This window comes from Escherichia sp. HH091_1A, from assembly GCF_030295175.1.
Lineage (GTDB): Bacteria > Pseudomonadota > Gammaproteobacteria > Enterobacterales > Enterobacteriaceae > Escherichia > Escherichia coli_F.
Genome location: NZ_AP025747.1, coordinates 5,001,672 through 5,026,941 on the forward strand (window position 1 = coordinate 5,001,672; position 25,270 = coordinate 5,026,941).

Annotated in this window: 25 protein-coding genes; 4 read left to right on the forward strand and 21 right to left on the reverse strand. The window is 53.9% G+C overall.

Going from position 1 to position 25,270, the window contains the following annotated elements:
- The 15 genes from phnO to QUF14_RS24800 all read right to left on the reverse strand — a co-directional run bounded on the left by phnO (nucleotide 1) and on the right by QUF14_RS24800 (nucleotide 11,293).
- The gene (gene phnO / locus QUF14_RS24730) at nucleotides 1-435 is read right to left on the reverse strand and encodes an aminoalkylphosphonate N-acetyltransferase (RefSeq protein WP_001110490.1); all 435 of its coding nucleotides are present in this window, start codon (nucleotides 433-435) and stop codon (nucleotides 1-3) included.
- Nucleotides 422-979 (reverse strand): ribose 1,5-bisphosphokinase, encoded by a 558-nt coding sequence (phnN, locus tag QUF14_RS24735; RefSeq protein WP_000971879.1) that lies wholly within the window; start codon nucleotides 977-979, stop codon nucleotides 422-424. Before phnN ends, phnO begins: the two co-directional genes overlap by 14 nt.
- Nucleotides 979-2,115, reverse strand: coding sequence for an alpha-D-ribose 1-methylphosphonate 5-triphosphate diphosphatase (phnM, locus tag QUF14_RS24740; protein WP_000586293.1), 1,137 nt, complete (start codon nucleotides 2,113-2,115; stop codon nucleotides 979-981). Before phnM ends, phnN begins: the two co-directional genes overlap by 1 nt.
- A complete protein-coding gene (phnL, locus tag QUF14_RS24745; protein WP_000611431.1) occupies nucleotides 2,112-2,792 on the reverse strand; it encodes a phosphonate C-P lyase system protein PhnL in 681 nt (226 codons plus the stop codon). Before phnL ends, phnM begins: the two co-directional genes overlap by 4 nt.
- 177 nt (nucleotides 2,793-2,969) lie before the next feature.
- Entirely contained in the window at nucleotides 2,970-3,728 is a 759-nt protein-coding gene (gene phnK / locus QUF14_RS24750; RefSeq protein WP_001075536.1) for a phosphonate C-P lyase system protein PhnK, read from the reverse strand.
- Nucleotides 3,725-4,570, reverse strand: coding sequence for an alpha-D-ribose 1-methylphosphonate 5-phosphate C-P-lyase PhnJ (phnJ, locus tag QUF14_RS24755; RefSeq protein ID WP_000002287.1), 846 nt, complete (start codon nucleotides 4,568-4,570; stop codon nucleotides 3,725-3,727). Before phnJ ends, phnK begins: the two co-directional genes overlap by 4 nt.
- Nucleotides 4,563-5,627 carry an alpha-D-ribose 1-methylphosphonate 5-triphosphate synthase subunit PhnI gene (gene phnI / locus QUF14_RS24760; protein WP_024212277.1) on the reverse strand — a complete coding sequence of 355 codons (1,065 nt, stop codon included), beginning with the start codon at nucleotides 5,625-5,627 and terminating at the stop codon, nucleotides 4,563-4,565. Before phnI ends, phnJ begins: the two co-directional genes overlap by 8 nt.
- The gene (gene phnH, locus QUF14_RS24765) at nucleotides 5,627-6,211 is read right to left on the reverse strand and encodes a phosphonate C-P lyase system protein PhnH (protein WP_000171620.1); all 585 of its coding nucleotides are present in this window, start codon (nucleotides 6,209-6,211) and stop codon (nucleotides 5,627-5,629) included. Before phnH ends, phnI begins: the two co-directional genes overlap by 1 nt.
- Nucleotides 6,208-6,660, reverse strand: coding sequence for a phosphonate C-P lyase system protein PhnG (gene phnG, locus QUF14_RS24770; RefSeq protein ID WP_000542765.1), 453 nt, complete (start codon nucleotides 6,658-6,660; stop codon nucleotides 6,208-6,210). Before phnG ends, phnH begins: the two co-directional genes overlap by 4 nt.
- Nucleotides 6,661-7,386: a phosphonate metabolism transcriptional regulator PhnF gene (phnF, locus tag QUF14_RS24775; protein WP_024212278.1), complete on the reverse strand. Its 726-nt coding sequence runs from the start codon at nucleotides 7,384-7,386 to the stop codon at nucleotides 6,661-6,663.
- A gap of 20 nt (nucleotides 7,387-7,406) precedes the next feature.
- Complete coding sequence (phnE, locus tag QUF14_RS24780) at nucleotides 7,407-8,186, reverse strand: phosphonate ABC transporter, permease protein PhnE (RefSeq protein WP_001193496.1); 780 nt, start codon at nucleotides 8,184-8,186, stop codon at nucleotides 7,407-7,409.
- A 126-nt stretch (nucleotides 8,187-8,312) separates the two neighbouring features.
- The gene (phnD, locus tag QUF14_RS24785; protein WP_000991974.1) at nucleotides 8,313-9,329 is read right to left on the reverse strand and encodes a phosphonate ABC transporter substrate-binding protein; all 1,017 of its coding nucleotides are present in this window, start codon (nucleotides 9,327-9,329) and stop codon (nucleotides 8,313-8,315) included.
- 24 nt (nucleotides 9,330-9,353) lie between these two features.
- The gene (gene phnC / locus QUF14_RS24790) at nucleotides 9,354-10,142 is read right to left on the reverse strand and encodes a phosphonate ABC transporter ATP-binding protein (protein WP_001193382.1); all 789 of its coding nucleotides are present in this window, start codon (nucleotides 10,140-10,142) and stop codon (nucleotides 9,354-9,356) included.
- 132 nt (nucleotides 10,143-10,274) lie between these two features.
- The gene (gene yjdN, locus QUF14_RS24795) at nucleotides 10,275-10,718 is read right to left on the reverse strand and encodes a VOC family metalloprotein YjdN (RefSeq protein WP_001131334.1); all 444 of its coding nucleotides are present in this window, start codon (nucleotides 10,716-10,718) and stop codon (nucleotides 10,275-10,277) included.
- Between the two features lie 239 nt (nucleotides 10,719-10,957).
- A complete protein-coding gene (locus tag QUF14_RS24800; RefSeq protein WP_001300891.1) occupies nucleotides 10,958-11,293 on the reverse strand; it encodes a zinc ribbon domain-containing protein YjdM in 336 nt (111 codons plus the stop codon).
- A gap of 401 nt (nucleotides 11,294-11,694) precedes the next feature.
- Here QUF14_RS24800 and crfC point away from each other — a divergent pair, with 401 nt between their 5' ends.
- The 4 genes from crfC (at nucleotide 11,695) to pmrR (ending at nucleotide 16,765) form a co-directional block, all read left to right on the forward strand.
- Entirely contained in the window at nucleotides 11,695-13,923 is a 2,229-nt protein-coding gene (gene crfC / locus QUF14_RS24805) for a clamp-binding protein CrfC (RefSeq protein ID WP_100733579.1), read from the forward strand.
- Nucleotides 13,920-14,798 (forward strand): diguanylate cyclase regulator RdcB family protein, encoded by an 879-nt coding sequence (locus QUF14_RS24810; protein WP_000169138.1) that lies wholly within the window; start codon nucleotides 13,920-13,922, stop codon nucleotides 14,796-14,798. The genes crfC and QUF14_RS24810 overlap by 4 nt, the downstream gene beginning before the upstream one ends.
- Nucleotides 14,799-15,061: 263 nt before the next feature.
- Nucleotides 15,062-16,564 (forward strand): glycine betaine/L-proline transporter ProP, encoded by a 1,503-nt coding sequence (proP, locus tag QUF14_RS24815; protein ID WP_001298520.1) that lies wholly within the window; start codon nucleotides 15,062-15,064, stop codon nucleotides 16,562-16,564.
- Nucleotides 16,565-16,675: 111 nt separating this feature from the next.
- On the forward strand, nucleotides 16,676-16,765 hold the full coding sequence (pmrR, locus tag QUF14_RS24820) for an LpxT activity modulator PmrR (protein WP_000797657.1): 90 nt from the start codon (nucleotides 16,676-16,678) through the stop codon (nucleotides 16,763-16,765).
- Here the strand turns inward: pmrR and pmrB are convergent.
- The 6 genes from pmrB to adiA form a co-directional block, all read right to left on the reverse strand.
- Nucleotides 16,741-17,841 carry a two-component system sensor histidine kinase PmrB gene (pmrB, locus tag QUF14_RS24825; protein ID WP_001052124.1) on the reverse strand — a complete coding sequence of 367 codons (1,101 nt, stop codon included), beginning with the start codon at nucleotides 17,839-17,841 and terminating at the stop codon, nucleotides 16,741-16,743. The genes pmrR and pmrB overlap by 25 nt on opposite strands.
- On the reverse strand, nucleotides 17,842-18,510 hold the full coding sequence (basR, locus tag QUF14_RS24830; RefSeq protein ID WP_032185719.1) for a two-component system response regulator BasR: 669 nt from the start codon (nucleotides 18,508-18,510) through the stop codon (nucleotides 17,842-17,844).
- The gene (eptA, locus tag QUF14_RS24835; protein WP_024212223.1) at nucleotides 18,507-20,150 is read right to left on the reverse strand and encodes a phosphoethanolamine transferase EptA; all 1,644 of its coding nucleotides are present in this window, start codon (nucleotides 20,148-20,150) and stop codon (nucleotides 18,507-18,509) included. Before eptA ends, basR begins: the two co-directional genes overlap by 4 nt.
- A 103-nt stretch (nucleotides 20,151-20,253) precedes the next feature.
- A complete protein-coding gene (gene adiC / locus QUF14_RS24840) occupies nucleotides 20,254-21,591 on the reverse strand; it encodes an arginine/agmatine antiporter (protein ID WP_000093154.1) in 1,338 nt (445 codons plus the stop codon).
- Nucleotides 21,592-21,727: 136 nt separating this feature from the next.
- The gene (gene adiY, locus QUF14_RS24845) at nucleotides 21,728-22,489 is read right to left on the reverse strand and encodes a DNA-binding transcriptional activator AdiY (protein WP_097178436.1); all 762 of its coding nucleotides are present in this window, start codon (nucleotides 22,487-22,489) and stop codon (nucleotides 21,728-21,730) included.
- A 323-nt stretch (nucleotides 22,490-22,812) separates the two neighbouring features.
- Nucleotides 22,813-25,080: an arginine decarboxylase gene (gene adiA, locus QUF14_RS24850; RefSeq protein ID WP_077630167.1), complete on the reverse strand. Its 2,268-nt coding sequence runs from the start codon at nucleotides 25,078-25,080 to the stop codon at nucleotides 22,813-22,815.
- Nucleotides 25,081-25,270: the final 190 nt, after the last annotated feature.

Consider the following 25,270-nt stretch of genomic DNA (forward strand, 5'->3'; position numbering starts at 1 on the left):
TTACAGCGCCTTGGTGAAGCGGAAGTGGCTCTGCTCGTAGCCTTCGCGCAGATAGAAACGGTGCGCGTCGTGGCGCTTGACGTTGGTGGAAAGCTCGGTCATTTCGGCCCCGGCCTGGCGGGCTTCTTCTTCGGCCCATGCCAGTAATTTACTGCCGACGTTCAGACCGCGCGCCTGCGGCATCACCACCAGTTCCTGAATTTCGCCGATCCAGTTGACATGATGCAGATGAAACTGCAAATGCAGGCCGATCATGCCGACAACTTCGCCATCCAGCAGCGCCAGATGGTAGCGCATGTTCGGGTCGCGCAGGTTGGCGTTAAACCCCACGCGAAACGCGTGGTGGTCAAACTCCGCCTGTTTTAGCTCACAAATCAGCGCGTAAACTGCGTCGGTGTCGTACTGCGTAGCCGGGCGAAGCTCACAAGCAGGCATGGTGTTTCTCCTTCTGATGAATCAGCGTCAGCAGCGTGTCGACCGACTGGCGCAGGCTGCCGTCATTATTGAGCGTATGGCAATCCTGAGGAGTATAGCGGGCGGCGCGCGCCAGGCGGGCGTTAATTTCTGTCGCGTTTTCACGGCCACGGTTTTCCAGGCGCTGGCGCAGGATCTCTGGCGAAACCTGTAAACAGATGGGCAGCAGCGCCGATTGATAGCGCGCCCGCGCCTGCGGCAGATGCGCACGTGAGCCATTGACCACCACGTCGAATCCGGCGTGCAGCCAGAGGTCAATCTCCAGCCCGACACCATAATAGTAGCTATTAGCATGCCAGCTTAATGCGAAGAGTTGCTGCCCCGCGCGGGCAAAAAACTCCTGCTCACTCAGGGCGATATGATTTTCGCTTCCGGCGCTGGCATCGCGCGTGATGTAGCGATGCGCCACCAGTAACTGAGTTTGTTCCCGCAGGCGGAGCTCCGCCAGCAGGCTATCTTTCCCGGAGCCGGACGGCCCCATCAACCAAATCAGTTTTCCCATCATCAAAACACCCTTTTTCCCTGACGCCAGACGTGGTCGATATGAATGTGATTGCCCTTGCGGTGCGCCAGCACCAGGTCGGCGCGTTTGCCCTCGCCAATCACCCCGCGATCCTGAAGATTCAGCGCCTGGGCCGGGTTTTTGGTCACCAGCTTCACCGCCTGCGGCAGCGTAAAGCGGTTGCTCTCGTCATCGGCGACGCGGAACGCCGCATCCAGCAGGCTGGCAGGGTAGTAGTCGGAAGAGAGGATATCCAGCAGGCCAAGCTGCGCCAGCTCACTTGCCGCCACGTTGCCGGAGTGCGAACCGCCGCGCACGATATTGGGCGCGCCCATCAATACATTCATGCCATGCTTGCGCGAAGCTTCCGCCGCTTCGAACGTGGTGGGAAATTCGGCGATTACGCTGCCAAGCTGGTGGGATTCGGCAACGTGCGCGTGCGTGGCGTCATCGTGGCTGGCGAGGGCAATTTGTCGCGCGCGGCACATTGCGGCGATGGTTTCGCGATTCGGCTGCGACCAGCGTGCGGCAAGCGCCAGTTGTTCCTCTTCGTACTGCTGCATCTGCGCATCGGTGAGCGAGTATTTGCCCTGGTAATATTCGCGATACTTCTCGCGATTGGCGAACTGGCGCTGGCCCGGTGAGTGGTCCATCAGCGACACCAGCGTGACCGGCTCGCGCTGCACCAGTTTTTCAAACAGCGGCAGCGTGGTGTGATGTGGCAGTTCACAGCGCAGGTGCAGACGGTGCTCGGCGCGGTTGACGCCGCGTTTCTGCGTCTCTTCGATGGCGTTGATCATCTTCTCCAGATTCTCCAGCCGATCGCCGCCGTCGCGCACGTCGCCAATCGCCACGGCATCCAGCACGGTGGTGATGCCGCTCGCCACCATCAGCGCGTCGTGGCTGCTCATCGCCGAGTGGGCAGGCCAGTCCACTTTTGGGCGCGGAGTGAAGAATTTATCGAGGTTGTCGGTATGCAGCTCAATCAGCCCCGGCAGCAGCCAGCCGCCTTCGCCGTCCATCGCCTCTGGCAGGCGGCTCTGGCTTTCGGCAAAGGCGCGAATTTCGCCATCCTGTACTTCCAGTGAACCGTGCACCACTTCATTTTCCAGCACCAGTTTGACGTTATTGATAATCATGAAGAGACTCCCATTGGGTGCAGGCGGTCGGCGACGTCATTGCGTACGGCTTCGTCATGGAAGATACCGACGATGGCCGCGCCGCGGGCTTTGGCTTCGCGGATCAGTTCCACTACGGCGGCGCTGTTTTTAGCGTCCAGCGAGGCGGTGGGTTCATCCAGCAGCAGAATCGGATAGTCGACGATAAAGCCACGGGCGATGTTGACGCGCTGCTGTTCGCCGCCGGAGAAGGTCGATGGTGCCAGGTGCCACAGGCGTTCAGGCACGTTCAGGCGCGTCAGTAATCGGGCGGCTTTAGCGGCGCAGGCTTCACGCGGAACGCCGGTATCGAGCAGCGGCTGCATCACCACTTCCAGTGCCGAAATACGCGGGATGACGCGCAGAAACTGGCTTACCCAGCCGACAGTGGTTTTGCGGATTTCCACCACTTTGCGCGTTGGCGCGGTGACCAGGTCTACCCATTCGTCACCGTGTTTGATCTGGATTTGCCCTTCGTCGGGCAGATAGTTGGCGTACAGCGAGCGTAGCAGAGTTGATTTGCCGCTGCCGGAGTGACCGTGGAGCACCACGCATTCGCCCGCGTTGACGGTGAGCGAGGCGCGTTGTAAGACGGGCAGGCGCACGCCGTTTTGCTGGTGCAGGATGAAGGTTTTACTGACGTTTTGTACGTTAATCATTTTTCGCCTCGTGGTTCGCATGTTTGGGAGCGGTGCGCACATTGCCCCTCACCCTAACCCTCTCCCCAAAGGGGCGAGGGGACCGCTTGTGCACGGTGTTGAATATTGCGCCGGTTTTCTCCCTCTCCCTCCGGGAGAGGGCCGGGGTGAGGGGATCAGTGCGCAAAGTGTTGCAACTCAATTCTGCAAAACCGATGACACCAGCAACTGGGTATACGGATGATGCGGGTCGTCGAGTACGCGGTCGGTTAACCCACTCTCCACCACCTGCCCCTGCTTCATCACCAGCAAACGGTCCGCCAGCAGGCGGGCGACGCCTAAATCATGGGTGACAATCACCACCGCCAGGTTCAGTTCCACCACCAGGCCGCGCAGCAGGTCGAGCAGGCGCGCTTGCACTGATACATCCAGCCCGCCGGTCGGTTCATCCATAAACACCAGCTTCGGATGCGTCACCAGGTTGCGGGCAATCTGCAAACGCTGCTGCATACCGCCGGAAAAAGTGGTCGGCAGGTCGTCGATACGGTTGGCGGGAATCTCCACCTCTTCCAGCCACTTCTGCGCGGTGGCGCGAATATCGCCGTAATGACGCGCCCCGGTCGCCATCAGCCGTTCGCCGATATTGCCGCCTGCTGACACCTGACGGCGCAGGCCGTCGAGCGGATGCTGATGCACCACGCCCCATTCGGTGCGCAGCAGGCGACGGCGGTCGGCTTCGCTCATGCCATAGAGGGAGCGGTTTTCATAGCGAATCTCCCCCTGCTGCGGCGTCAGGCGCGCGGAGATTGATTTCAGCAGCGTGGTCTTCCCGGAGCCGGATTCCCCGACGATGCCCAGCACTTCCCCCGGCCATAAATCAAAAGAGACATCGCTAAAGCCTTTGCCCGGCGCGTAAAGGTGGGTCAGGTTATTGACCGAAAGTAACGGTTGATTCATTGGCTTTTCGCCTCGCTCTGTTGGCGGCAGTAATCGGTATCGGAACAGACAAACATGTGGTTTCCGGCGTCATCCAGCACCACTTCATCGAGATAGCTGTGGGTTGATCCGCAAATCGCGCAGGGTTCATTCCACTGCTGAACGGTGAACGGGTGATCGTCGAAATCGAGGCTTTCCACGCGGGTAAACGGCGGCACCGCATAAATACGCTTCTCGCGCCCCGCGCCGAACAGTTGCAGGGCGGGCATCATGTCCATTTTCGGGTTATCAAATTTCGGGATCGGCGATGGGTCCATGACGTAGCGTCCGTTCACCTTCACCGGATAGGCGTAGGTGGTGGCGATATGACCGAAGCGGGCGATATCTTCATACAGTTTCACCTGCATCACGCCGTACTCCTCCAGCGCGTGCATAGTGCGGGTCTCCGTTTCGCGCGGCTCGATAAAGCGCAGCGGTTCGGGGATCGGCACCTGGAAAATAATGATCTGATCTTCGGTCAGCGGCGTTTCGGGGATGCGGTGGCGCGTCTGGATAAGCGTCGCATCGTCCGTACGTTCAGTGGTGTTTACCCCGGTCACGCGCTTGAAAAAGTTGCGAATTGATACGGCGTTGGTGGTGTCATCCGCGCCCTGGTCAATCACCTTCAACACGTCGCTTTCGCCAATCACACTGGCGGTAAGCTGGATACCACCAGTTCCCCAGCCGTATGGCATCGGCATCTCGCGCCCGCCAAACGGCACCTGATAGCCGGGGATCGCCACCGCTTTTAAGATGGCGCGGCGGATCATGCGTTTGGTCTGCTCGTCGAGGTACGCAAAGTTGTAGCCGCTCAGATTAGCCATGGTTCTGCTCCTGTTGCAGACGTTTGAGTAGCTCCAGCTCGGCCTGGAAATCGACGTAGTGCGGGAGTTTGAGGTGCGAGACAAAGCCTGCGGCTTCGACGTTGTCGGCATGCGCCAGCACGAACTCTTCATCCTGCGCCGGGCCTGTCGCGTGCTCGCCGTACTCCGGGGCTTGTAGAGCGCGGTCAACCAGCGCCATTGCCATCGCTTTGCGCTCGCTCATGCCGAACACCAGCCCGTAGCCGCGCGTGAAGTGCGGCGGCTCATCCGGCGGGTCGATAAAACCGTTGACCATTTCACACTCGGTCATCACTAGTTCGCCGATGTTCACCGCAAATCCCAGCTCTTCCGGCACAATAGACACGTCGATATAGCCACTGCGGATTTCGCCTGCGAACGGGTGATTGCGTCCGTAACCACGCTGGGTGGAGTAGGCCAGCGCCAGCAAATAGCCTTCGTCGCCGCGCATGAGCTGTTGCAGGCGGGAGGCGCGAGAGCAAGGGTAAACCGGCGGTGTACGGGTGATGTCATCCGGCTGTGCGCCGCTATCCTCTTCAAACTTCGCCAGCCCCTGACGCGCCAGCAGGCTGAAAACGTGCGGCGATGGGGCTTGCTCGCTGTCGGTGGTGGTCAGCGTCGGCGCTTCGCCATTCGCCAGCAGGGTGAAATCGAGCAGGCGATGGGTGTAGTCGTAGGTCGGGCCAAGCAGCTGGCCGCCAGGAATGTCTTTATAAACGGCGGAGATACGGCGTTCGAGACGCATCTCGGTGGTGTCGAGCGGCTCGCTTACCGCCAGTTTTGCCAGCGTCGTGCGGTAGGCGCGCAGCAGGAAAATTGCTTCAACGTTATCGCCACTGGCCTGTTTCAGCGCCAGTGCGGCCAGTTCGCGGTCGGCAATGCCGCCTTCGGTCATCACGCGATCCACCGCGAGATTAAGCTGCTGTTCAATCTGGGCGACGCTCAGTTCAGGCAAATCGGTATCGCCCCGGCGTCGGCTCTCTTGCAGGGCGTGGGCGGCGTCGATCGCCTTCTCGCCCCCTTTCACGGCAACGTACATCAGCACACCTCCACATGAGTGGTTCGCGGAATAGCCAGCAGGCGCTCGCCGCAGGTCAGGATCAGGTCGATGCCGAGCGGGAACGGGTGCGGGCGCTCGGTGAGTTCGTGCAGAATGCACTCCGGCAGTTGCGGGGCGATCATCCGTTCTTCGGCAATACCCGCGCCGGTGAGGCGCAGCATGCGTCCGCCGCTCAGGCTGGTGACCTGTAAAATCAACGTCGCACCGGCTTCCGGCGCAACGGCGGTGCCGGTGGAAAGGGCGTTGAGCTGCTCGCTGGCAATCGCCTCATCCGTCACTGCGAAGGTCGCCTGTTCCGGCTGATTGACCAGCGGGGCGTTGGTATGAAAACGCAGGCTCTGGCTGACGATATCGTTACTTAATGGCGCGGAAAGCCACACCGGCGTGTCGTTATCGGCCAGCGTGAGCAGCACGCTGGTGGTGGCGATATTCAGCGGCTGCCAGCCGCGTTTGAGCTGATGCAGGGCGACAATCACGCCCGGCTCGCTCATGGCCTTTAACAGGCGACGAAAACTGTGCTGGGCATCCTGCACGGGAAGCATAAAAGCGGTTTCCAGGGTCATGCGTTGTCTCCGCGAACCATCGTAAAGAAGTCGACCCGACTGGCGTTCACTTCGGCCTGGCGTGCGGCAATGCGTGCCATACGGTCAGCGTCCAGCGGGGCAATAAGAGTTTCTGATAAGTTTTGAAAGTGGCGAGATTGCTGCATCAGCGCGTCAATCAGCGCGCAGCGTTCGGCGTGCTGTTTGTCGCGCCCCAGCACCCAGCTGTAGCCGAGCGTGCCGTCAGTCAGGCGTACGGCGGCGCGGGTGAGCGTGGCGTCGCCGGCAAAAAAGCGTTCGCCGGTGCCACCCATCCGCGCCTGAATCTGCACCAGGCCGGTTTCAGCGGCGCGGATCACCTCATAGTCGGCGGTGATGTTCAGCGCCTTCAGGCGGGCTGCCAGTTCAGCCGGTTGGCTGTGTGCCAGTACGGACATCCAGTGCTGGCGGGTCGCGGTATCTGCGTGCATTCAGTGCTCCATAGTGAATTCAATCATGTCGGCGCGCGTCAGGCTGACGGAGTACTCCGCCGGGCTGCTTTCACCGTCACGGTGGTTAAGGGTGCGCACGCACAGCAGCGGCGACATATTCGGGATTTCAAGACGCTGGCACTCTTTGGCCTGGGCGCGGCGGGCGCTGATCCGCGTCTGGCTGCGGCGCAGCGCAATCCCCGTTTGCTCGTGCAAAAAATCGTGCAGCGAGCCGCTGTCGAAGCGTTGCAGCGTCGGCCAGAGAGTGAGGTCCGCAAAGTAGTGGTCGATTAAACAGAGCGCGACGCCGTTGACCCGGCGCAGGGTGCGCAGGTGGATAACGTTCTCGCCCTCGGTTATCCCCAGCGCGTCAGCGACGTGACCGGAGGCCGGGCGCAGCACGGACAGCAGTTTTTCGCTGGTGGGATGGCTACCCTGATCCAGCAGGTTCTGGCTAAAACGCGCCTGGGCGTTGAGCGGGTAATCGAACGGGCGCATCAGCACCAGTACGCCGATGCCCTGACGGCGCTGTACCCAGCCTTTTTCCACCAGTTGGTCGATGGCACGGCGCAGGGTGTGGCGATTCACCTCAAAGCGCGCTGCCAGTTGCTGCTCGGCGGGAAGATAGTCGCCGCAGCGGTAGTGTTGACGAAGCTCCTGCTCAAGTTTTGCGGCTATCTCCTGATAGCGTGTTGGGTAGCTGGTCGGATGTGTAGACAAGTGCATAGATATCAATGCCTCGCTTATCAGATAAAGTGCTTACGCAACCGTTGAGAGAGGAAATCCAGCAGGCTGACCGTGACGATAATCAGCACCATCAGGGCACAGGTTTGCTGGAACTGGAAACCGCGAATCGCTTCCCACAGCGTGACGCCAATTCCGCCCGCGCCGACCATGCCGACGACAGTCGCCGAACGGACGTTGGATTCGAAGCGATAGAGGGAGTAGGAGATTAGCAGCGGCATCACCTGCGGCAGCACGCCATAGAGGATCTCTTCGAGCTTGTTGGCACCGGTGGCGCGAATGCCTTCCACCGGGCCGGGTTCAATTGCTTCTACCGCTTCGGAAAGCAGTTTGGAGAGCACGCCGGTGGTGTGGATAAACAGCGCCAGTACGCCAGCGAACGGACCGAGACCGACGGCGACCACGAACAGCATGGCGAAGACCATCTCGTTAATGGCGCGGCAGGCGTCCATCAGGCGGCGAACGGGCTGGTAAACCCACCACGGCACCAGGTTTTCGGCGCTCATCAGGCCGAAGGGGATGGAGAGAACGACTGCCAGCGCGGTGCCCCAGACGGCGATTTGCAGCGTGACGGCCATTTCGGTGAGGTAATCCTGCCACTGGCTGAAATCGGGCGGGAAGAAGTCGGCGGCGAACGTCGCCATGTTGCCGCCGTCTTTAATCAGCGTGAGCGGGGCCATTTCCGCGCCCTGCCACGAGACGACCAGCACGGCGAGAACAATGGCCCAGCTCAGAAGCGAGAACCAGCTGCGCTTGGGTGGGGCGATGGTGATGGTTTGCATGTTTGGCTCCGTTTAATGTTTTCTCCCTCTCCCTGTGGGAGAGGGCCGGGGTGAGGGCATCAGCGTGCGTATTTCCCCCCTCACCCTAACCCTCTCCCTCAAGGGAGAGGGGACCGATCGAGCACATTACTGCACCGCTTTACTCACCGAACTCATCGCGCTTAACGCGTTGTTCAGGCGATCCAGGTCATCCAGTTGCGCCTGTATCTCGGTGGTTTTCGCGAGCTTGTCCTGTTCGTTCAGCCCTTTGTTGTCCTTCACGCTTTGCATCTCTTTAAACAGTGCGAGCTGGCGAATTGGCACCAGTTGCAGGTCGCTGGAGGCGCGGAACGGCGCCCAGCCCAGGCGTTCCAGCACCGCTTTCTCTTCCGGCGTTTTGCCGTAGTTCATAAAGAAGTCGTAGATCTTGTCTTTGGTGGTTTCGGAAAGATTTTTGCGCCAGACGATCGGATCGCCTGGGATCAGCGGCGATTTCCAGATCACCTTCAGTTCTTTGAGCTTCTCCGGTGCGGAGGTTTTCAGCTTGTCGAGGTTCTCGGTGTTGTTGGTCGCCACATCCACCTGCTTGTTGGCGACGGCCAGCGCGTTGGTTTCATGCCCGGCGTTGACGGTGCGCTTGAAGTCGCTGGCGGAGATATTGTTTTTGGCGAAGACGTAGTAGCCGGGGACGAGGAAGCCAGAGGTGGAGTTAGGATCGCCATTGCCAAAGGTGAGATCTTTACGCTTCGCCAGCAGATCGTTCAGGTTGTTGATCGGACTGTCTTTGTTGACGATCAACACGCTCCAGTAACCCGGCGATCCATCCGCCGCGACCGTCTGGGCGAAGACCTGACCGTTGGCGCGATCCACCGCTTCCATCGCCGACAAGTTGCCGTACCAGGCGATGTCCACTTTGTTGAAGCGCATTCCCTGGATAATGCCCGCGTAGTCCGGGGCAAAGAAGGCGTTGACCTTTACGCCAAGCTTCTTTTCCATATCCTGTAAGAACGGCGTCCATTGCGGTTTCAGGTTTTGCTGTGATTCCGTTGAAATAATGCCGAAATTCAGCGCCTTTTCCTGCTCTTCGGCGTGCGCCGGGCTGAACAGGGTGCTGAGGCTGAACATGCTGGTGAAGGCCAGCGAGGCAATTATCTTAGCGTTCATTCGTTTTCCTCAATGATGGGGATGTCAGGCAGCTTTCGCGTTCTCTTCGACGCGGTTAATGCTGCGGTAGAGATGGTCAAAACGTTCGTTATCAAACTGTTGGCTGCTGCCGTCGTAGAAGACGTGCCCCTGGCGCAGGGCGACGATGCGTTCGCAGTAGCGCAGGGCGTAATCCACCTGATGCAGCGTGACGACCACGGTAATGCCGTCGTTCTGGTTAATGTCGCGCAGGGTGTCCATCACGATGCGCGCCGATTCCGGGTCCAGCGAGGCGATGGGTTCATCGGCCAGAATCACCTTCGCCTGCTGCATCAGCGCGCGGGCAATCGCCACACGCTGCTGCTGGCCGCCGGAGAGCGTGGAAACGCGTTGGTATGCAAAGTGCGCCATACCGACGCGAGTCAGCGCCTGTAACGCGCGCTGTTTCTGCTCGCGGGTGAACCAACTAAAACAGGTACGCCAGAACGGCGTGTTGCCGAGCGCGCCAATCAGCACGTTCTCCAGTACGCTCAGGCGATTCACCAGGTTGAATTGTTGGAAGATGTAGCCGGTATGGGCGCGGCTTTTGCGGATATCGCGGGCCAGACGGCCTTCGCGCTGGACTGTGCGGCCCAGCAGCTCGATATGGCTACCGGCAGATTTATCGCCGGTAATCAAACCGCTTAAATGACGTAAAAGGGTGGATTTGCCGGAACCGGACGGCCCAAGCAGAGCCACCATTTCACCGTGATGAATGTTCAGATCAACCGCATGCAGCGCCTGATGCTGATTGAAGGTTTTGGCGAGCTTCTCGACACGGATAATCGTTTGCATGATGCAGCCTCCCTAAAAAAGTGGCTCCATCGTGGCGGATTATCGTGACGATTTTGTTAACTAAAAGTGACTAACAGATGAAGAGTTAACGGGAATTCGATGACAGTGCGGGAGGGCGGGCCTCCCGGCGGGTTAGTGCGTTGGTTGTTGTTTGACGACATTAATCATCCACGGCACGCCAAATTTATCGGTGACTTTGCCGAAGCCATGCGCCCAGAAAGTTTCCTGCCAGGCCATTTCGATTTTTCCGTTAGCAGCAAGGTTATCAAACCAGCGTTTTCCTTCTTCGACCTGTTGCGAATCGAGTACCAGTGTAAAACCGGAGTAGCTGGCTTTTCCTGACGGTATGGCATCGCTCATCATGATATCGCTTCCGGCAATACGCACGTTAGCATGGGCGATAGCGGTATCGGGAAATTGCATACCGGAAGGGCAGTTCTCGGCGCTGTCCTGCGCTGATTTCGGCATTTCGCCGAAGCTGATTTTATAAAGCAGTTCCGCGCCCAACGTGCGTTGATAATAGGCAATCGCATCGGAACAGTTACCAGCAAAAGAGAGGTAGGGACTTAACGGCATGATGGTGACCTCAGTTAAGAGAAGCCAGTTAAGTGTAGTTCGAAAATTATACAGATGAGCGGGGGCTGATAAGACTCGGTAAGCGTCGCATTAGGCACCGTTGCCGGATGGTGCGAGAATTTGTAGGCCTGATAAGACGCGCGAGCGTCGCATCAGGCAGTCGGCACCGTAGCCGGATGCGGCGCGAGCGCCTTATCCGGCCTACCGATCATGTGCCAATATTACATTGAGCAATACAATCAGTTCTTTTTCACAAACTCAGATTTCAGTTTCATCGGACCAAAACCGTCGATTTTGCAATCGATGTTGTGGTCGCCTTCAACCAGGCGAATGTTTTTCACTTTGGTACCGATCTTCAGCATCGAAGAGCTACCTTTCACCTTCAGATCTTTAATGATGGTAACGCTGTCGCCATCAGCCAGAAGATTGCCGTTTGCATCTTTAACGATCAGTTCATCGCTTTCCTGTGCAGGTTCTGCGTCGTTCCATTCGTAGGCACATTCCGGGCAGATGTACATGCCGTTATCTTCGTAGGTGTATTCGGAGTTGCATTTTGGGCAGTGTGGTAATGACATGTGGATTTCCTCAAAAGTCAGCAGGGCAAAAGCGCCAAAAAACGGCAGATTGCCGAAAAAGGCCGCAATTATACACAAAACCCCTGAGTTTGTCGGGGGTACTGCTGATTTTAGACGACGATCGTTTTCATTTGAAAGGAAACGCAAAAAGAAAATAATCTTTTTGCCTCCATTTATTATTTAAGATAAGGTTAATGTTCTACTTGGTCTTTTTTTAATTCAAATGATATTTTTATCTTTCTGACGTTTTAAACGTATCGGAAGACGTTATTTATTCTAATAAAAAACAACACTCTAAATATAAAATTATTTCTTGCAGTAATTATAAAAGCCGAAAACAGAACTCAAAAACAATCTGGCTAAATAAAAGTAATTAAATTTGCTTTAAGGAAAAATTTTCTATGTACACACAGACCCTGTATGAGTTAAGTCAGGAGGCTGAACGCCTGTTGCAGCTTTCTCGTCAACAGTTGCAGTTACTGGAAAAAATGCCTCTCTCTATACCCGGAGACGATGCGCCACAGCTGACTTTACCCTGGAGTCAGCCTAATATCATCGAGCGTCACGCGATGCTGAATAATGAGTTGCGTAAAATTTCCCGACTGGAAATGGTGCTGGCGATTGTCGGCACCATGAAAGCAGGGAAATCAACCACCATTAATGCCATTGTTGGTACAGAGGTTTTGCCTAATCGCAATCGTCCAATGACTGCGCTGCCGACGCTTATTCGTCATACGCCCGGGCAAAAAGAACCGGTACTGCATTTTTCACATGTCGCGCCAATCGATGGTTTAATTCAACAATTACAACAGCGCCTGCGTGATTGCGATATTAAGCATCTGACCGATGTGCTGGAAATAGATAAAGATATGCGTGCGCTTATGCAGCGGATCGAAAATGGCGTCGCTTTCGAAAAATATTATCTGGGTGCCCAGCCTATTTTTCATTGTCTGAAAAGTTTGAATGATTTGGTGCGACTGGCGAAGGCGCTGGACGTCGATTTTCCTTTTTCTGCTTACGCCGCCATTGAGCATATTCCCGTGATTGAAGTGGAGTTTGTCCATCTGGCGGGGCTGGAGAGTTATCCCGGTCAGTTGACGTTACTGGATACCCCTGGGCCAAATGAAGCCGGGCAACCGCATCTGCAAAAAATGCTTAACCAGCAGCTGGCTCGCGCCTCGGCGGTACTGGCGGTGCTGGATTATACGCAACTGAAATCGATCTCCGATGAAGAGGTCCGTGAGGCGATTTTGGCGGTGGGGCAATCGGTGCCGCTGTATGTGCTGGTCAATAAGTTCGATCAACAGGATCGTAACAGTGACGACGCCGACCAGGTGCGGGCACTGATTTCCGGGACGCTGATGAAAGGCTGTATTACGCCACAGCAGATATTTCCAGTGTCGTCGATGTGGGGCTACCTGGCGAATCGGGCGCGTAATGAGTTAGCCAACAAAGGTAAGTTACCCGCGCCAGAGCAACAACGCTGGGTGGAGGATTTTGCCCATGCCGCGCTCGGCAGGCGCTGGCGTCATGCCGACCTGGCGGACCTCGAACATATTCGTCATGCTGCCGATCAGTTGTGGGAAGATTCGCTGTTCGCCCAGCCAATTCAGGCGTTGCTTCATGCCGCTTACGCTAACGCCTCGTTGTATGCTCTGCGATCTGCCGCGCATAAACTGTTGAATTACGCGCAGCAGGCGCGGGAATACCTGGATTTTCGTGCGCACGGGTTAAACGTCGCTTGTGAACAATTGCGGCAAAATATCCACCAGATCGAAGAAAGTTTGCAGCTATTTCAACTCAATCAGGCTCAGGTGAGCGGCGAGATTAAACATGAAATCGAGCTGGCCCTGACCTCCGCCAACCTCTTTCTGCGTCAACAGCAAGATGCGGTGAATGCCCAGTTAGCCGCGTTGTTTCAGGATGATTCGGGGTCATTAAGCGAGATTCGTACCTGCTGTGAGACACTGTTACAGACGGCGCAGAACACCATCAGTCGCGACTTTACGCTGCGTTTTGCCGAGCTTGAATCCACTCTTTGCCGGGTGTTAACCGATGTTATTCGGCCCATTGAGCAACAAGTCAAAATGGAATTGAGCGAGTCAGGGTTTCGTCCTGGGTTTCATTTTCCTGTTTTTCACGGCGCAGTTCCCCACTTCAACACTCGCCAGCTGTTCAGTGAAGTCATTTCGCGCCAGGACGCAATGGACGAGCAGAGCACGCGTTTAGGCGTTGTGCGTGAGACTTTTTCGCGCTGGTTGAATCAGCCCGACTGGGGACGGGGAAATGAGAAATCCCCGATAGAGACGGTTGATTACAGTGCGTTGCAACGAGCATTAAGCGCAGAAGTCGATCTTTATTGCCAACAAATGGCTAAAGTTCTGGCAGAGCAGGTCGATGAATCTGTTACGGCAGGCATGAATACTTTTTTCGCTGAGTTCGCTTCATGTTTGACGGAATTACAGACGCGTTTATGCGAAAGTCTGGCTCTGCGTCAACAAAATGAATCGGTGGTCAGGCTGATGCAGCAGCAATTGCAGCAGACTGTGATGACTCATGGCTGGATTTACACCGACGCTCAGCTGTTACGCGATGATATTCAAACACTTTTCACGGCAGAACGATATTGACCAAGACGTTACTGGACGGCCCCGGTCGCGTGCTGGAGTCGATTCATTCCCGCTTTTTAGTGGATCTGGCGCAGGGCGATGATGCCCGCCATCCACAAGCCCATCAGCAGCAGTTTCGTGAACGACTGATGCAGGAACTTCTTGCGCGCGTGCAGCTTCAGGCATGGACGAACGGCGGCATGTTAAATGCGCCGCTTAGCCTGCGTCTGACATTGGTGGAAAAACTGGCGTCGATGCTGGATCCCGGTCATCTGGCGCTGACGCAGATCGCGCAGCATCTGGCGCTGCTGCAAAAAATGGATCACCGCCAGCACTCTGCTTTCCCGGAGCTCCCCCAGCAAATTGCCGCCTTGTATGAGTTGTTTTCAGCCCGTTGTCGCTGGAAGGAAAAGGCGTTAACGCAACGAGGATTACTGGTACAGGCCGGTGATCAGAGTGAGCAAATTTTTACCCGCTGGCGTGCTGGTGCGTATAACGCCTGGTCGTTGCCTGGGCGCTGTTTTATCGTTCTGGAGGAACTGCGCTGGGGGGCATTTGGCGATGCCTGCCGTCTGGGAAGCCCGCAAGCGGTGGCGTTGTTGCTGGGTGATTTGCGCGAGAAAGCGACACAACATCTGGCAGAGAGTATTAATGCGGCAACGACCACGCGTCACTATTACCATCAGTGGTTTACCTCTTCAACCGCCCCGACGGGTGGGGATCATGCTGATTTTTTAAGTTGGCTGGGAAAGTGGTCCACGGCAGATAAACAACCCGTTTGCTGGTCAGTGACCCAACGCTGGCAAACTGTCGCGCTGGGGATGCCACGACTCTGTTCAGCGCAGCGTTTGGTGGGGGCAATGGTCGAGGAAATCTTCTCTGTAAATTTGGCGTAAATAATCAGTTACATCAATGAGTCCTAAACGAAATCCATGTGTGAAGTTGATCACAAATTTAAACACTGGTAGGGTAAAAAGGTCATTAACTGCCCAATTCAGGCGTCAACTGGTTTGATTGTACATTCCTTAACCGGAGGGTGTAAGCAAACCCGCTACGCTTGTTACAGAGATTGCATCCTGCAATTCCCGCTCCCCTTTTGCGGCCGTCGCGCTGATTTTTCTGGCGTTTGCGGAAATGGGCCAACTCTGCGAGGAAAGCTATGCTGAAAAGGAAAAAAGTAAAACCGATTACCCTTCGTGATGTCACTATTATTGATGACGGTAAACTGCGTAAAGCCATTACCGCAGCATCACTGGGTAATGCAATGGAATGGTTCGATTTTGGTGTTTATGGTTTTGTTGCTTACGCATTAGGTAAAGTTTTTTTCCCGGGGGCTGACCCCAGCGTGCAGATGGTTGCTGCACTTGCCACTTTCTCCGTTCCCTTTCTGATTCGACCGCTTGGCGGACTCTTCTTTGGTATGTTGGGCGATAAATATGGTCGCCAGAAGATCCTCGCTATCACTATTGTGATTATGTCGATCAGTACGTTCTGTATTGGCTTAATACCGTCCTACGACACGATTGGTATTTGGGCACCGATTCTGCTGTTGATCTGTAAGATGGCACAAGGTTTCTCGGTCGGCGGTGAATATACCGGGGCGTCGATATTTGTTGCGGAATACTCCCCTGACCGTAAACGTGGCTTTATGGGCAGCTGGCTGGACTTCGGTTCTATTGCCGGGTTTGTGCTGGGTGCGGGCGTGGTGGTGTTAATTTCGACCATTGTCGGCGAAGCGAACTTCCTCGACTGGGGCTGGCGTATTCCGTTCTTTATTGCTCTGCCGTTAGGGATTATCGGGCTTTACCTGCGCCATGCGCTGGAAGAAACTCCGGCGTTCCAGCAGCATGTTGATAAACTGGAACAGGGCGACCGCGAAGGTTTGCAGGATGGCCCGAAAGTCTCGTTTAAAGAGATTGCCACTAAATACTGGCGCAGCCTGTTGACATGTATTGGTCTGGTAATTGCCACCAACGTGACTTACTACATGTTGCTGACCTATATGCCGAGTTATTTGTCGCATAACCTGCATTACTCCGAAGACCACGGGGTGCTGATTATTATCGCCATTATGATCGGTATGCTGTTTGTCCAGCCGGTGATGGGCTTGCTGAGTGACCGTTTTGGCCGTCGTCCGTTTGTGCTACTTGGTAGTGTTGCACTGTTTGTGTTGGCGATCCCGGCGTTTATTCTGATTAACAGTAACGTCATCGGCCTGATTTTTGCCGGGTTACTGATGCTGGCGGTGATCCTTAACTGCTTTACGGGCGTTATGGCTTCTACCTTGCCAGCGATGTTCCCGACGCATATCCGATACAGCGCGCTGGCGGCGGCATTTAATATTTCGGTGCTGGTTGCCGGTCTGACGCCAACGTTGGCGGCCTGGCTGGTCGAAAGCTCGCAGAATCTGATGATGCCTGCCTATTACCTGATGGTAGTGGCGGTGGTTGGTTTAATCACCGGCGTAACCATGAAAGAGACGGCGAATCGTCCGTTGAAAGGTGCGACACCGGCGGCGTCAGATATACAGGAAGCGAAGGAAATTCTCGTCGAGCATTACGATAATATCGAGCAGAAAATCGATGATATTGACCACGAGATTGCCGATTTGCAGGCGAAACGTACCCGCCTGGTGCAGCAGCATCCGCGAATTGATGAATAAGCTGAAACGGATGGCCTGATGTGACGCTGTCTTATCAGGCCAATTGAACTCTTAAGGTTCACTTAATCTCTGACGCGCATACTCTCCTCCAGGTTAACGGAGGAGAGTGCAATGAAAAACCGTGTTTATGAAAGTTTAACTACCGTGTTCAGCGTGCTGGTGGTCAGCAGCTTTCTTTATATCTGGTTTGCCACGTACTGATCTTTCTTCAGCCGTACCCAGGCCCGCGTGCCGGAAGTCTCTTGCCGGTTTTGCAGGAAAAACTGCCCGTGATGCAACTGTGTAATGCGGCTGACAATACTTAACCCCAGACCAATCCCGCCATAACGGCTGTCCATACGTACAAACGCTTTACTCAACTCCCCGCATTTACTCTCATCAATACCCGGTCCTTCATCTTCAACGGCCATGACCGCTCCGCCATCTTCTTGCAGCTTAATCATAATGTTGCTGCCTTGCGGGCTGTAACGATGGGCATTTTCTACCAGGTTTCGCAATAACATCCGCAGCAGGGTTGCATCACCCTGAACGGTGATGTCGGCGGCGCTCTCTGGCAATAGCAGGGTTTGCTGGCGCTGGTCGAGCATGGTACTGAGTTCGTCATACGAGGGGAGAATGACATCTTCCAGCAGTTTTACATGTTGATAATTACCGGAAGAAAATGACTGTCCGGCACGTGCCAGTTGTAACAACTGGGAGACGCTATCCATCATCTGATCAAGCCTTGCCACTAACGGTGCTACATCAATGTGATGCGTTTTCGCCAGCAGTTCCAGATGCAAACGCACCCCTGCCAGTGGCGTTCGCAGTTCGTGCGCGACGTCAGCGGTAAACAACCTTTCGTTATCCAGCGTGTTGGTCAGGCGACTGACCAGATCGTTTAACGCTGAAACCACCGCTTCGATTTCGAGGGTGGCGCTGTGAATGGCAATGGGTGTTAAGTTGTCGGCGGTGCGTGCTTCCAGCTCTTTTTGCAGCTCCGCCAGCGGGCGGGTGATGCGGCGTACCGCCTGATAGCAGATAAATAGCGTCAGGCTGACCATAAAGACGCCAGGGACAATCAGGCTGGCGACCGCCTCGCGGATCTCACGCATGATGTGGCGATCGTTGTTACGATTGTCGCGTAGCGCCTGCTCAAACAGCTGAATCTGCTCGGTACTTTCATGCCATAGCCAGAAGACGCTGATCAGCTCAAACACCAACAAAATGGCCCCGATGGTCAATATCAGCCGTTGGCGCAGCGATATTGGTCGGCGCAGAAAACGCATCAGATTCAATTAGTTTTCCTCATTCGCGACCAGCATATAGCCAAAGCCGCGCACGGTGCGGATACGGGCTTTGCCCACTTTGTCGCGCAAATTGTGGATATGCACTTCCAGGGTGTTGGTCGAGGGTTCGTTGTCCCAGTTATAGATGTCGTTGTAGAGAATTTCCCGATGCACCGGACTGCCTGCTTTAAGCATTAACCGTGATAGCAGAGCATATTCTTTGGGCGTCAGAATCAACTCTTCACCGTCCATCCATACCTGACGGCGACCCATATTCAGCGTCAGATTGCCAACAATCAGCTCACTTTCGCCCTGATTATTATGGCGTCGTAGCAGGGCGCGGATACGGGCATGTAACTCTTCCAGCGCAAAAGGCTTCACCAGATAGTCATCGGCACCGACATCCAGCCCGGCGATTTTGTCGGTCAGCGTATCGCGAGCGGTGAGGATCAGTACCGGCAGGGTATATTTTTTCTGCCGGATACGGGCGAGAAAATGCAGCCCATCTTCATCGGGTAAGCCTAAATCCAGTACCACCAGGCTGTAATGACCGGTCTCAAGGCTTTGTTCCGCCATCCGCGCGGTTGTCACGCCATCGCACGCGTAGCCTTCGGTTTGCGCCGCCAGAATCAATCCCTGCAATAACAGCGTATCGTCTTCAACAATCAGAATTTTCATTCACTCACTCTCCTGCAAGTTTGCAGAATATCATCCGCAGCCTGGTAATACTTCGTCTCAACGCCAGTTAATCCCAATAGCGTGGAGAATAAATTGTCTTGTGAATAGTGTTGCGTTTGCGCCTGTTTCTGTAGGCAACTTTGGTCAACCTGATACCGTTTTTGATAATCCTCAGACAGCCACAGCAGCATCGGCACCTGTTTTTGGCTATCCGGGGCGATGGCATAAGGCAGACCGTGCAGATAGATGCCATTTTCACCTAACGATTCACCGTGGTCAGAAAGATAAACCAGGCTGGTGGTAAATTTATCCTGATGTTCTTTCAGTAGATTAATTGCTTTATCAACAATATAGTCGACGTAGACCAGCGTATTGTCGTAAGTGTTTACCAGTTGCTCTTGGGTACAGGTCTGGATCTCGTTGGTGTCGCAGGTAGGGGTAAATTTCCTGAACTGTGGCGGATAGCGATTGTAATAGGTCGGGCCGTGACTGCCGATGGTGTGTAAGACAATTACGCCATCACCTTGCAGGTTATTGATGTACTCTTCCAGCCCGTGGAAAAGCACTTCGTCATAACATTCGCCGTTGATACACTGACCAGGCAGGTTCAGCGCAGTGACGTTCTGGTGAGGCACGCGATCGCAGACGCCTTTGCAGCCACCATCGTTGTCATTCCACAGCACGTTTATGCCCGCCCGCTGAATGATATCCAGCACGCCTTCCTGGTGCTGTGCCAACTCTTCTTTGTAATGCTCACGCGGCATATCCGAGAACATGCATGGTACTGAAACTGCCGTTGCCGTGCCGCAAGACGCAGTATTGGGGAAATAGACCACGTTATCTTTCGCCAGCCGCGGGTTCGTTTCACGCGGGTAGCCGTTGAGGGAGAAGTTCTCCGCCCGCGAGGTTTCGCCGACAATCAAAATGGTCAAATTTTTACGTTTCTCGTTCTGCATTAACGGGTTGCGGTGCGCGTCTTCACCAATTCGCACCAGCGGCAGATTTGCCAGTCGCTGATGGGAGTACCATGACCAGCTGGCAACAATGCTGTTAGAGGGGCTTAAGGACTTCACCAGCTCTTTGTTGTTGCGAAACAGCGAGGCGTAGTCTTTATAAAACAGTGCGGCGACCAGCAGAATCAGCAGTACAGAAACCAGAATATTGGCACCACGGAAAAGAACACTGCGCAGACGCGAGGTGGCAGGTTTGATTTTAATCCAGCAGGCAATCAGCGCAGCAAGCACGCCGCTGAATCCCAGCGTTAATAACATTTGCGGTGTCATCAGCGCATAACTTTCTGCTGGGGTGGTATCAATAATATTGGCAATCATCGAGCGGTCGATGACGATGCCGTAAGTCATTATGAAATATTGTGCAGCCGCGCCAACCAGAATAAACAGGCAGGCCAGCGGTCGATTAAGCCATAAGAAAGAGCTTAGTGTCAGGACAATATTAATCACGCTGAAGGCGACGACCGGCATCGACAAGAAAACCAGTACGTTATGCAGCGAGTCCAGCGGCAGCGCCTGCAACACCTGTTTAAAAAAGGCAATATTCAGGCAGATAGAGATATAAAAAGCGGCCAACAATAGCCAGGCGAGTAAATTCAAAGAGGGTCTTTTTAGTAGGCGCTTCAACATCACGGTGTTTCCATCGAACAAAGTGCGCATATGCTCGCAAAGCAAAATTAAGCCAACCTTAAGTTCTTAAGGTTGGCTTTTATGTTTGCTGGATTAAGGGGAATTAATCTTTGCTTATTGGTGCATCTAAGGGATACGGGTTTTTATGCAGCCGGTTGTAATTCAGCGCATACATGGCGGTGATGACCATCAGGGTGACAAATGACCACATAACCTCTTTCGCGCCGGACCCTACTACGGCCCAGATGCAGTAGAGGAAGGCAATGGTAGTAACAGCCAGATATGCCGGGCGTGCTTTACCAAAGTGGCCGTGGCCGAGCAGCAGTAACGCCGCACAGGTGTAAAGATATGGCACCAGTGTAAAGATGACCGACACGGAAGAAACCAGACCGAATTCTTTGGTCGCGTTTGGCGAAATGCTGCTGAGCTGGAAGATGGTCATCAAAATTCCGACGATAATCAGCCCCGCCACTGGCGTACCCGCTTTGTTTACACGAGCAAAAATCGGTGGGAACAGCCCGTCATCGGCAGCGGCTTTCGCCGTTTGACCCGCCAGCAATGTCCAGCCGCCCAGTGAACCTAAGCAACCCGCAGCTGCGCAGAAAGAAACAATGGCCCCGGCGGTGTCACCCAGCGCCATCCGTGCGGCATCACCGAATGGCGAAGCAGAAACGCGCAGTGCGGCATTAGGGATCATCCCCATAATCGCGGTGGTAGAAAGTACATAGCAAACGGCGGCAATCAATACCCCACCAATGGTGGCGATAGGGACGTTGCGTTTCGGGTTTTTCACCACACCTGCGGCAACGGAGGCACTTTCCACACCGATGAACGACCACAGCGTAACGTTAAGGGTACTTTGAATCGCGCCGAAGGTGCCCAGGCCGCTGACGTTCCATGCCGCCATATAGGTTTCACCACGGAACCAGAACCAGCCAAATACGGCAATCCCGACGATGGGGATCAGCGCCAGCACGGTGGCAACGGCCTGCACGCGGGTGATCATTTTCGGACCGACAATGTTCAGCAGGACGAAGATCCACAGCACCACGACGCAGGTGATGGTTAATACCAGTGGATCTTTCAGAATCGGGAAGAAGTAACTTAAATATCCAACGCCAATGACCACCATGGCGATATTGCCGATCCAGCAGGCCAGCCAGTAGAGGACGTTAGTTTGATAACCGAGAAACGGGCCAAAGCAGCGGCGGGCGTAAGCGTAAGAACCACCAGGGCTTGGGTCGAGGAACGACATTTTGGCGTATACCATCGAGAGCCCCAGCGCACCGATAATCGTCACCAACCATCCATAAATGGCAATCCCGCCAGTGGAGGCCAGGTTTGCAGGTAACAGAAAAACACCTGACCCCATAATATTCCCCGACACCATCAGGGTGACGGGGATTAAGCCCACTTTGTGAGCATCAGCATCCGAAGACATAATTAAACTCCTGCGAAGGCGAGCTTCGTGACAATAAATTACGTCATATCATACGCCTGCATTCGATAGTTGAATTATTATCGACCGGGTTATCGCTGATGCCGTTATTAATATAGCTCTTCGTTAAGGTTAAAAATCAGGCGACAGTGCGTTCTCTGTGCTGACTAACATAATGCAGAGGCGTCATACCGTAGAAGTCTTTAAAGACAGAAATAAAGTACGATGTACTGTTGTAGCCACACGACTGTGAGACCTGAGAGATATTTTTACCGTCCATCATTAATTCATTGACGGCATAACGCATGCGGCAGGTGGTGATTATTTGGCTATAACTGGTGTTTTCGCTTTTCAGCTTTTTCTTTAACAGACTTGGGCTAAGACATAAACAACTGGCTACCATACTAAGATTCCAGTCTTTGTGGATATCGCTTTCAATAATTTGATAAACGCTGTCACTTACACAATTACGTAACATATACATCATTAATGAAAGGAATTTTTTACTGTCGAGAAAACGGGATAGCACAGTGAATAATAATGCACGTGTTCGTTCCTTTTCTGACTCAGTTTCAGCGGGCATCATGCTATGTTTCGCGGCAACGCGAAAGACGTCTGGCGTCAGGCATGGCAGGGTGAGGATGGGCGTAGCACTACGTTGCCATACTGGTATTTGCGAGAGATCTTTATTCAGAAACCGGAGGTAATCTTTGATGATGTCGTGACTAATATGAGCAACCAAAGTGTTATTAAGAGAGGAGACGTCGATAATATTATTTTCACAATTTAATAACGCCATATGGTTAGCTTTAAGGCTAATAGGTTCTTTCCCATTCACCCTTATCCAGACATCTTTTTCAGTCAATAAAACAATACAAGGTTGGTCGCTGCAAATCCTCATACATGTACTCCTGAGTGCGAATAAAAGACCAGTTCTCGCTAAAGCAAAGCGATACCGGGAAATGGTTATATAATTGTATGATGAATATAAACATGCATAAAAATAACGAGTTTTACTAATATTACAAATTTTTATAGTAATTTCTCATGTACATATTTTTTTACAGGATAAATAACAGGCGAAAAAAAGCGCGGGGTGGGACCGCGCAAAAAGTATGACATTTTTGTTTGCAGCAATTTTTATGAAAACGTTGCCATACTAAAAAGGCCTCAAGCCAGGCGGCGTAATGTTATTTAACAATTACGCCTTCAGCGGAATAGTGGTTACGCTTTCACACACATGACGTGGTAAATACCGTCAATAATTTCAGTCCCTTCAGTTTCGTGTTCAAATCCAGGGAAATGATGGTCCCAGGATTGCAGGGAGCGTAAATAACTTACCTGTGGACTGTTTTTATCGCCGAAGTTTTCACCAGACAGTAGCATCGGGATTCCTGGCGGATACGGGATAACTGAGTTTGCCGCGATGCGTCCAGGCAGATTTTCAATGGATACCAGTTCGACATTGTTATCGACAATTGCGTTGTACGCTTCACGCGGGGTGATTTCCGCCACCGGCAGGCCGGAATAGGCTTCGTTCAACCGTGCGCCAGGGTTATTTTCTTTTAGCCAGGCAAACATGGTGTCACCCAGATCGTGAATCCCCATATTCGCGTAAGTGTCAGGATATTGTTCAACAAGTTCCGGCATGACCTGCGCCAGCGGTGTGTTGGCGTCGTAGTGGCGTTTGAAGGAGCAAAGGGTGTTAACCAGAGTTCCCCATTTCCCACGGGTTACGCCCATAGAGAACAGGAACATAATTTGGAAGTCAGTGGTGCGGGTAGGCACAATGCCGTGGCGACCAAGCCAGGCAGTGACCAGCGCCGCCGGAACACCGGTTTCTTCCAGTTCACCATCTTCACCCATTCCCGGTGCGAGAATGCTGACTTTAATTGGGTCGAGCATACTCCAGTTATCCGGAATATCTTTGAAGCCGTGCCAGCTTTCGCCCGGATGCATTACCCAGCAGTCCTGAACGGTGGTCAGCAGTTTGGTTGGCGCGTCAGCAAAGTCGTAGGTTTTGCCGGTTTGTGGATCGGTGACCACTTCTTTGTTCCACGGTTTGAAGAACCAGCTACCGTCATGGGTGAACTCTTTATACAGCCGTGCCATCGCTTGACGGAAATCAACCGCTTCGTCGATCACTTCCTGGGTCAGTGACAGGCCGCTGTTGCCGTCCATCATCGACACCGCCACGTCGTTAGATGCACAGATGGCATACAGCGGGGATGTGGTGGCATGCATCATGTATGCCTGGTTGAAGCGGGAGAAGTTAATCGCCCCACGACCTTCACGCACATGAATGTAAGAGGCCTGTGACAGCGCATTCAGCAGTTTGTGGGTTGAGTGGGTGGCGAAAACGGTAGGACCGTTGTGATCGCCAGGTTCACCGCGCATGGCATAGTGATCGGCATAGATCGGGTTGAAACGTGCATAGCCGTACCAGGCTTCGTCAAAGTGCAGACGATCGGAAGTTTTTTCCAGCAGATCCTGCGCTTCTTTAGCGTTATAACACACGCCGTCATAGGTGCAGTTGGTCACCACGCAGTAAGACGGTTTTTGCCCGACTTTGTCTTTGGTCAGCGGGCTTTCACTGATTTTCTTCTGCAAGGTTTCAGGTTGCATTTCCTGCGGATAAATTGGCCCGATAATGCCGTAGCGGTTGCGGCTTGGCACCATGTAGACCGGTTTCGCGCCTGTCAGCATCAAGCCTTGTTCGATGGATTTATGGCAGTTACGGTCAACGACCACTACATCGTTATCGGTCATGCAAGCCTGCATGATGGTACGGTTAGAGCCGGAAGTACCGACGACTACCGACCAGGAGCGATCGGCACCAAATACGCGTGCGGCATATTTTTCGCTTTCGCCAAATGCGCCAGTATGGTCAAGCAAAGAACCGAGGGAAGTCCGTTCGATGCCCATGTCGGTGCGGAACAGATTTTCACCATAGTAGTCATGGTAGAAACGTCCGGCGGGTGTTTTGGTAAAGCCAACGCCGCCCTGGTGGCCTGGCGCTGCCCAGGAATATTCATGGATGTCGCTATATTTCATCAGCGCGCTGAACAGTGGCGGCAACAGCTGCTGGCGGTAGCGGGTCATTGCGGCAACGGCGCGTCCGGCGATAAAGTCGGCGGTATCTTCCAGAATCCAGGCGAATTCATCGACAAGCTCCAGCAGATCTCGGTCCATTGCGGCGAGGGCTTTTTCCCGATCGCCCAACAGGAAGACCGGCACGTTTTGTTGGCGCTCATGAAGCTTACCGATCAATTGTCTGACGTTTTGATGTTCGTCCGGATGTTCCATTTGATAGCTGAACATCAGGCAGTCAATGGCTTCGTTTGAAGAGAGAATGGCAAAGCCATCATCAAAGGAGGTGGATTTAATCACGGTAACATTTTGCTGGCTTAAAGCCTCTGCCAGACGCTCAACGGCGTTACCGACCCAGGTGTCCTGATGGAGAAACTCGCTTTCAACAATTAATACTTTCATCATTGCTTACCCGGTTATGAAGGAATCTTAGTTGCGGGCAAGTATCTTCCGGCCTTTTCGGGCTGTAAAGCGCATGAAAAACAAACATTTTTTAAATATTCATTTTTATAAACAATATGTTATGTGATTATTTTGATTTATTTTCACTGCTTATTATCGACGGCTAAACTATTTTTTTGGCTGATACTGA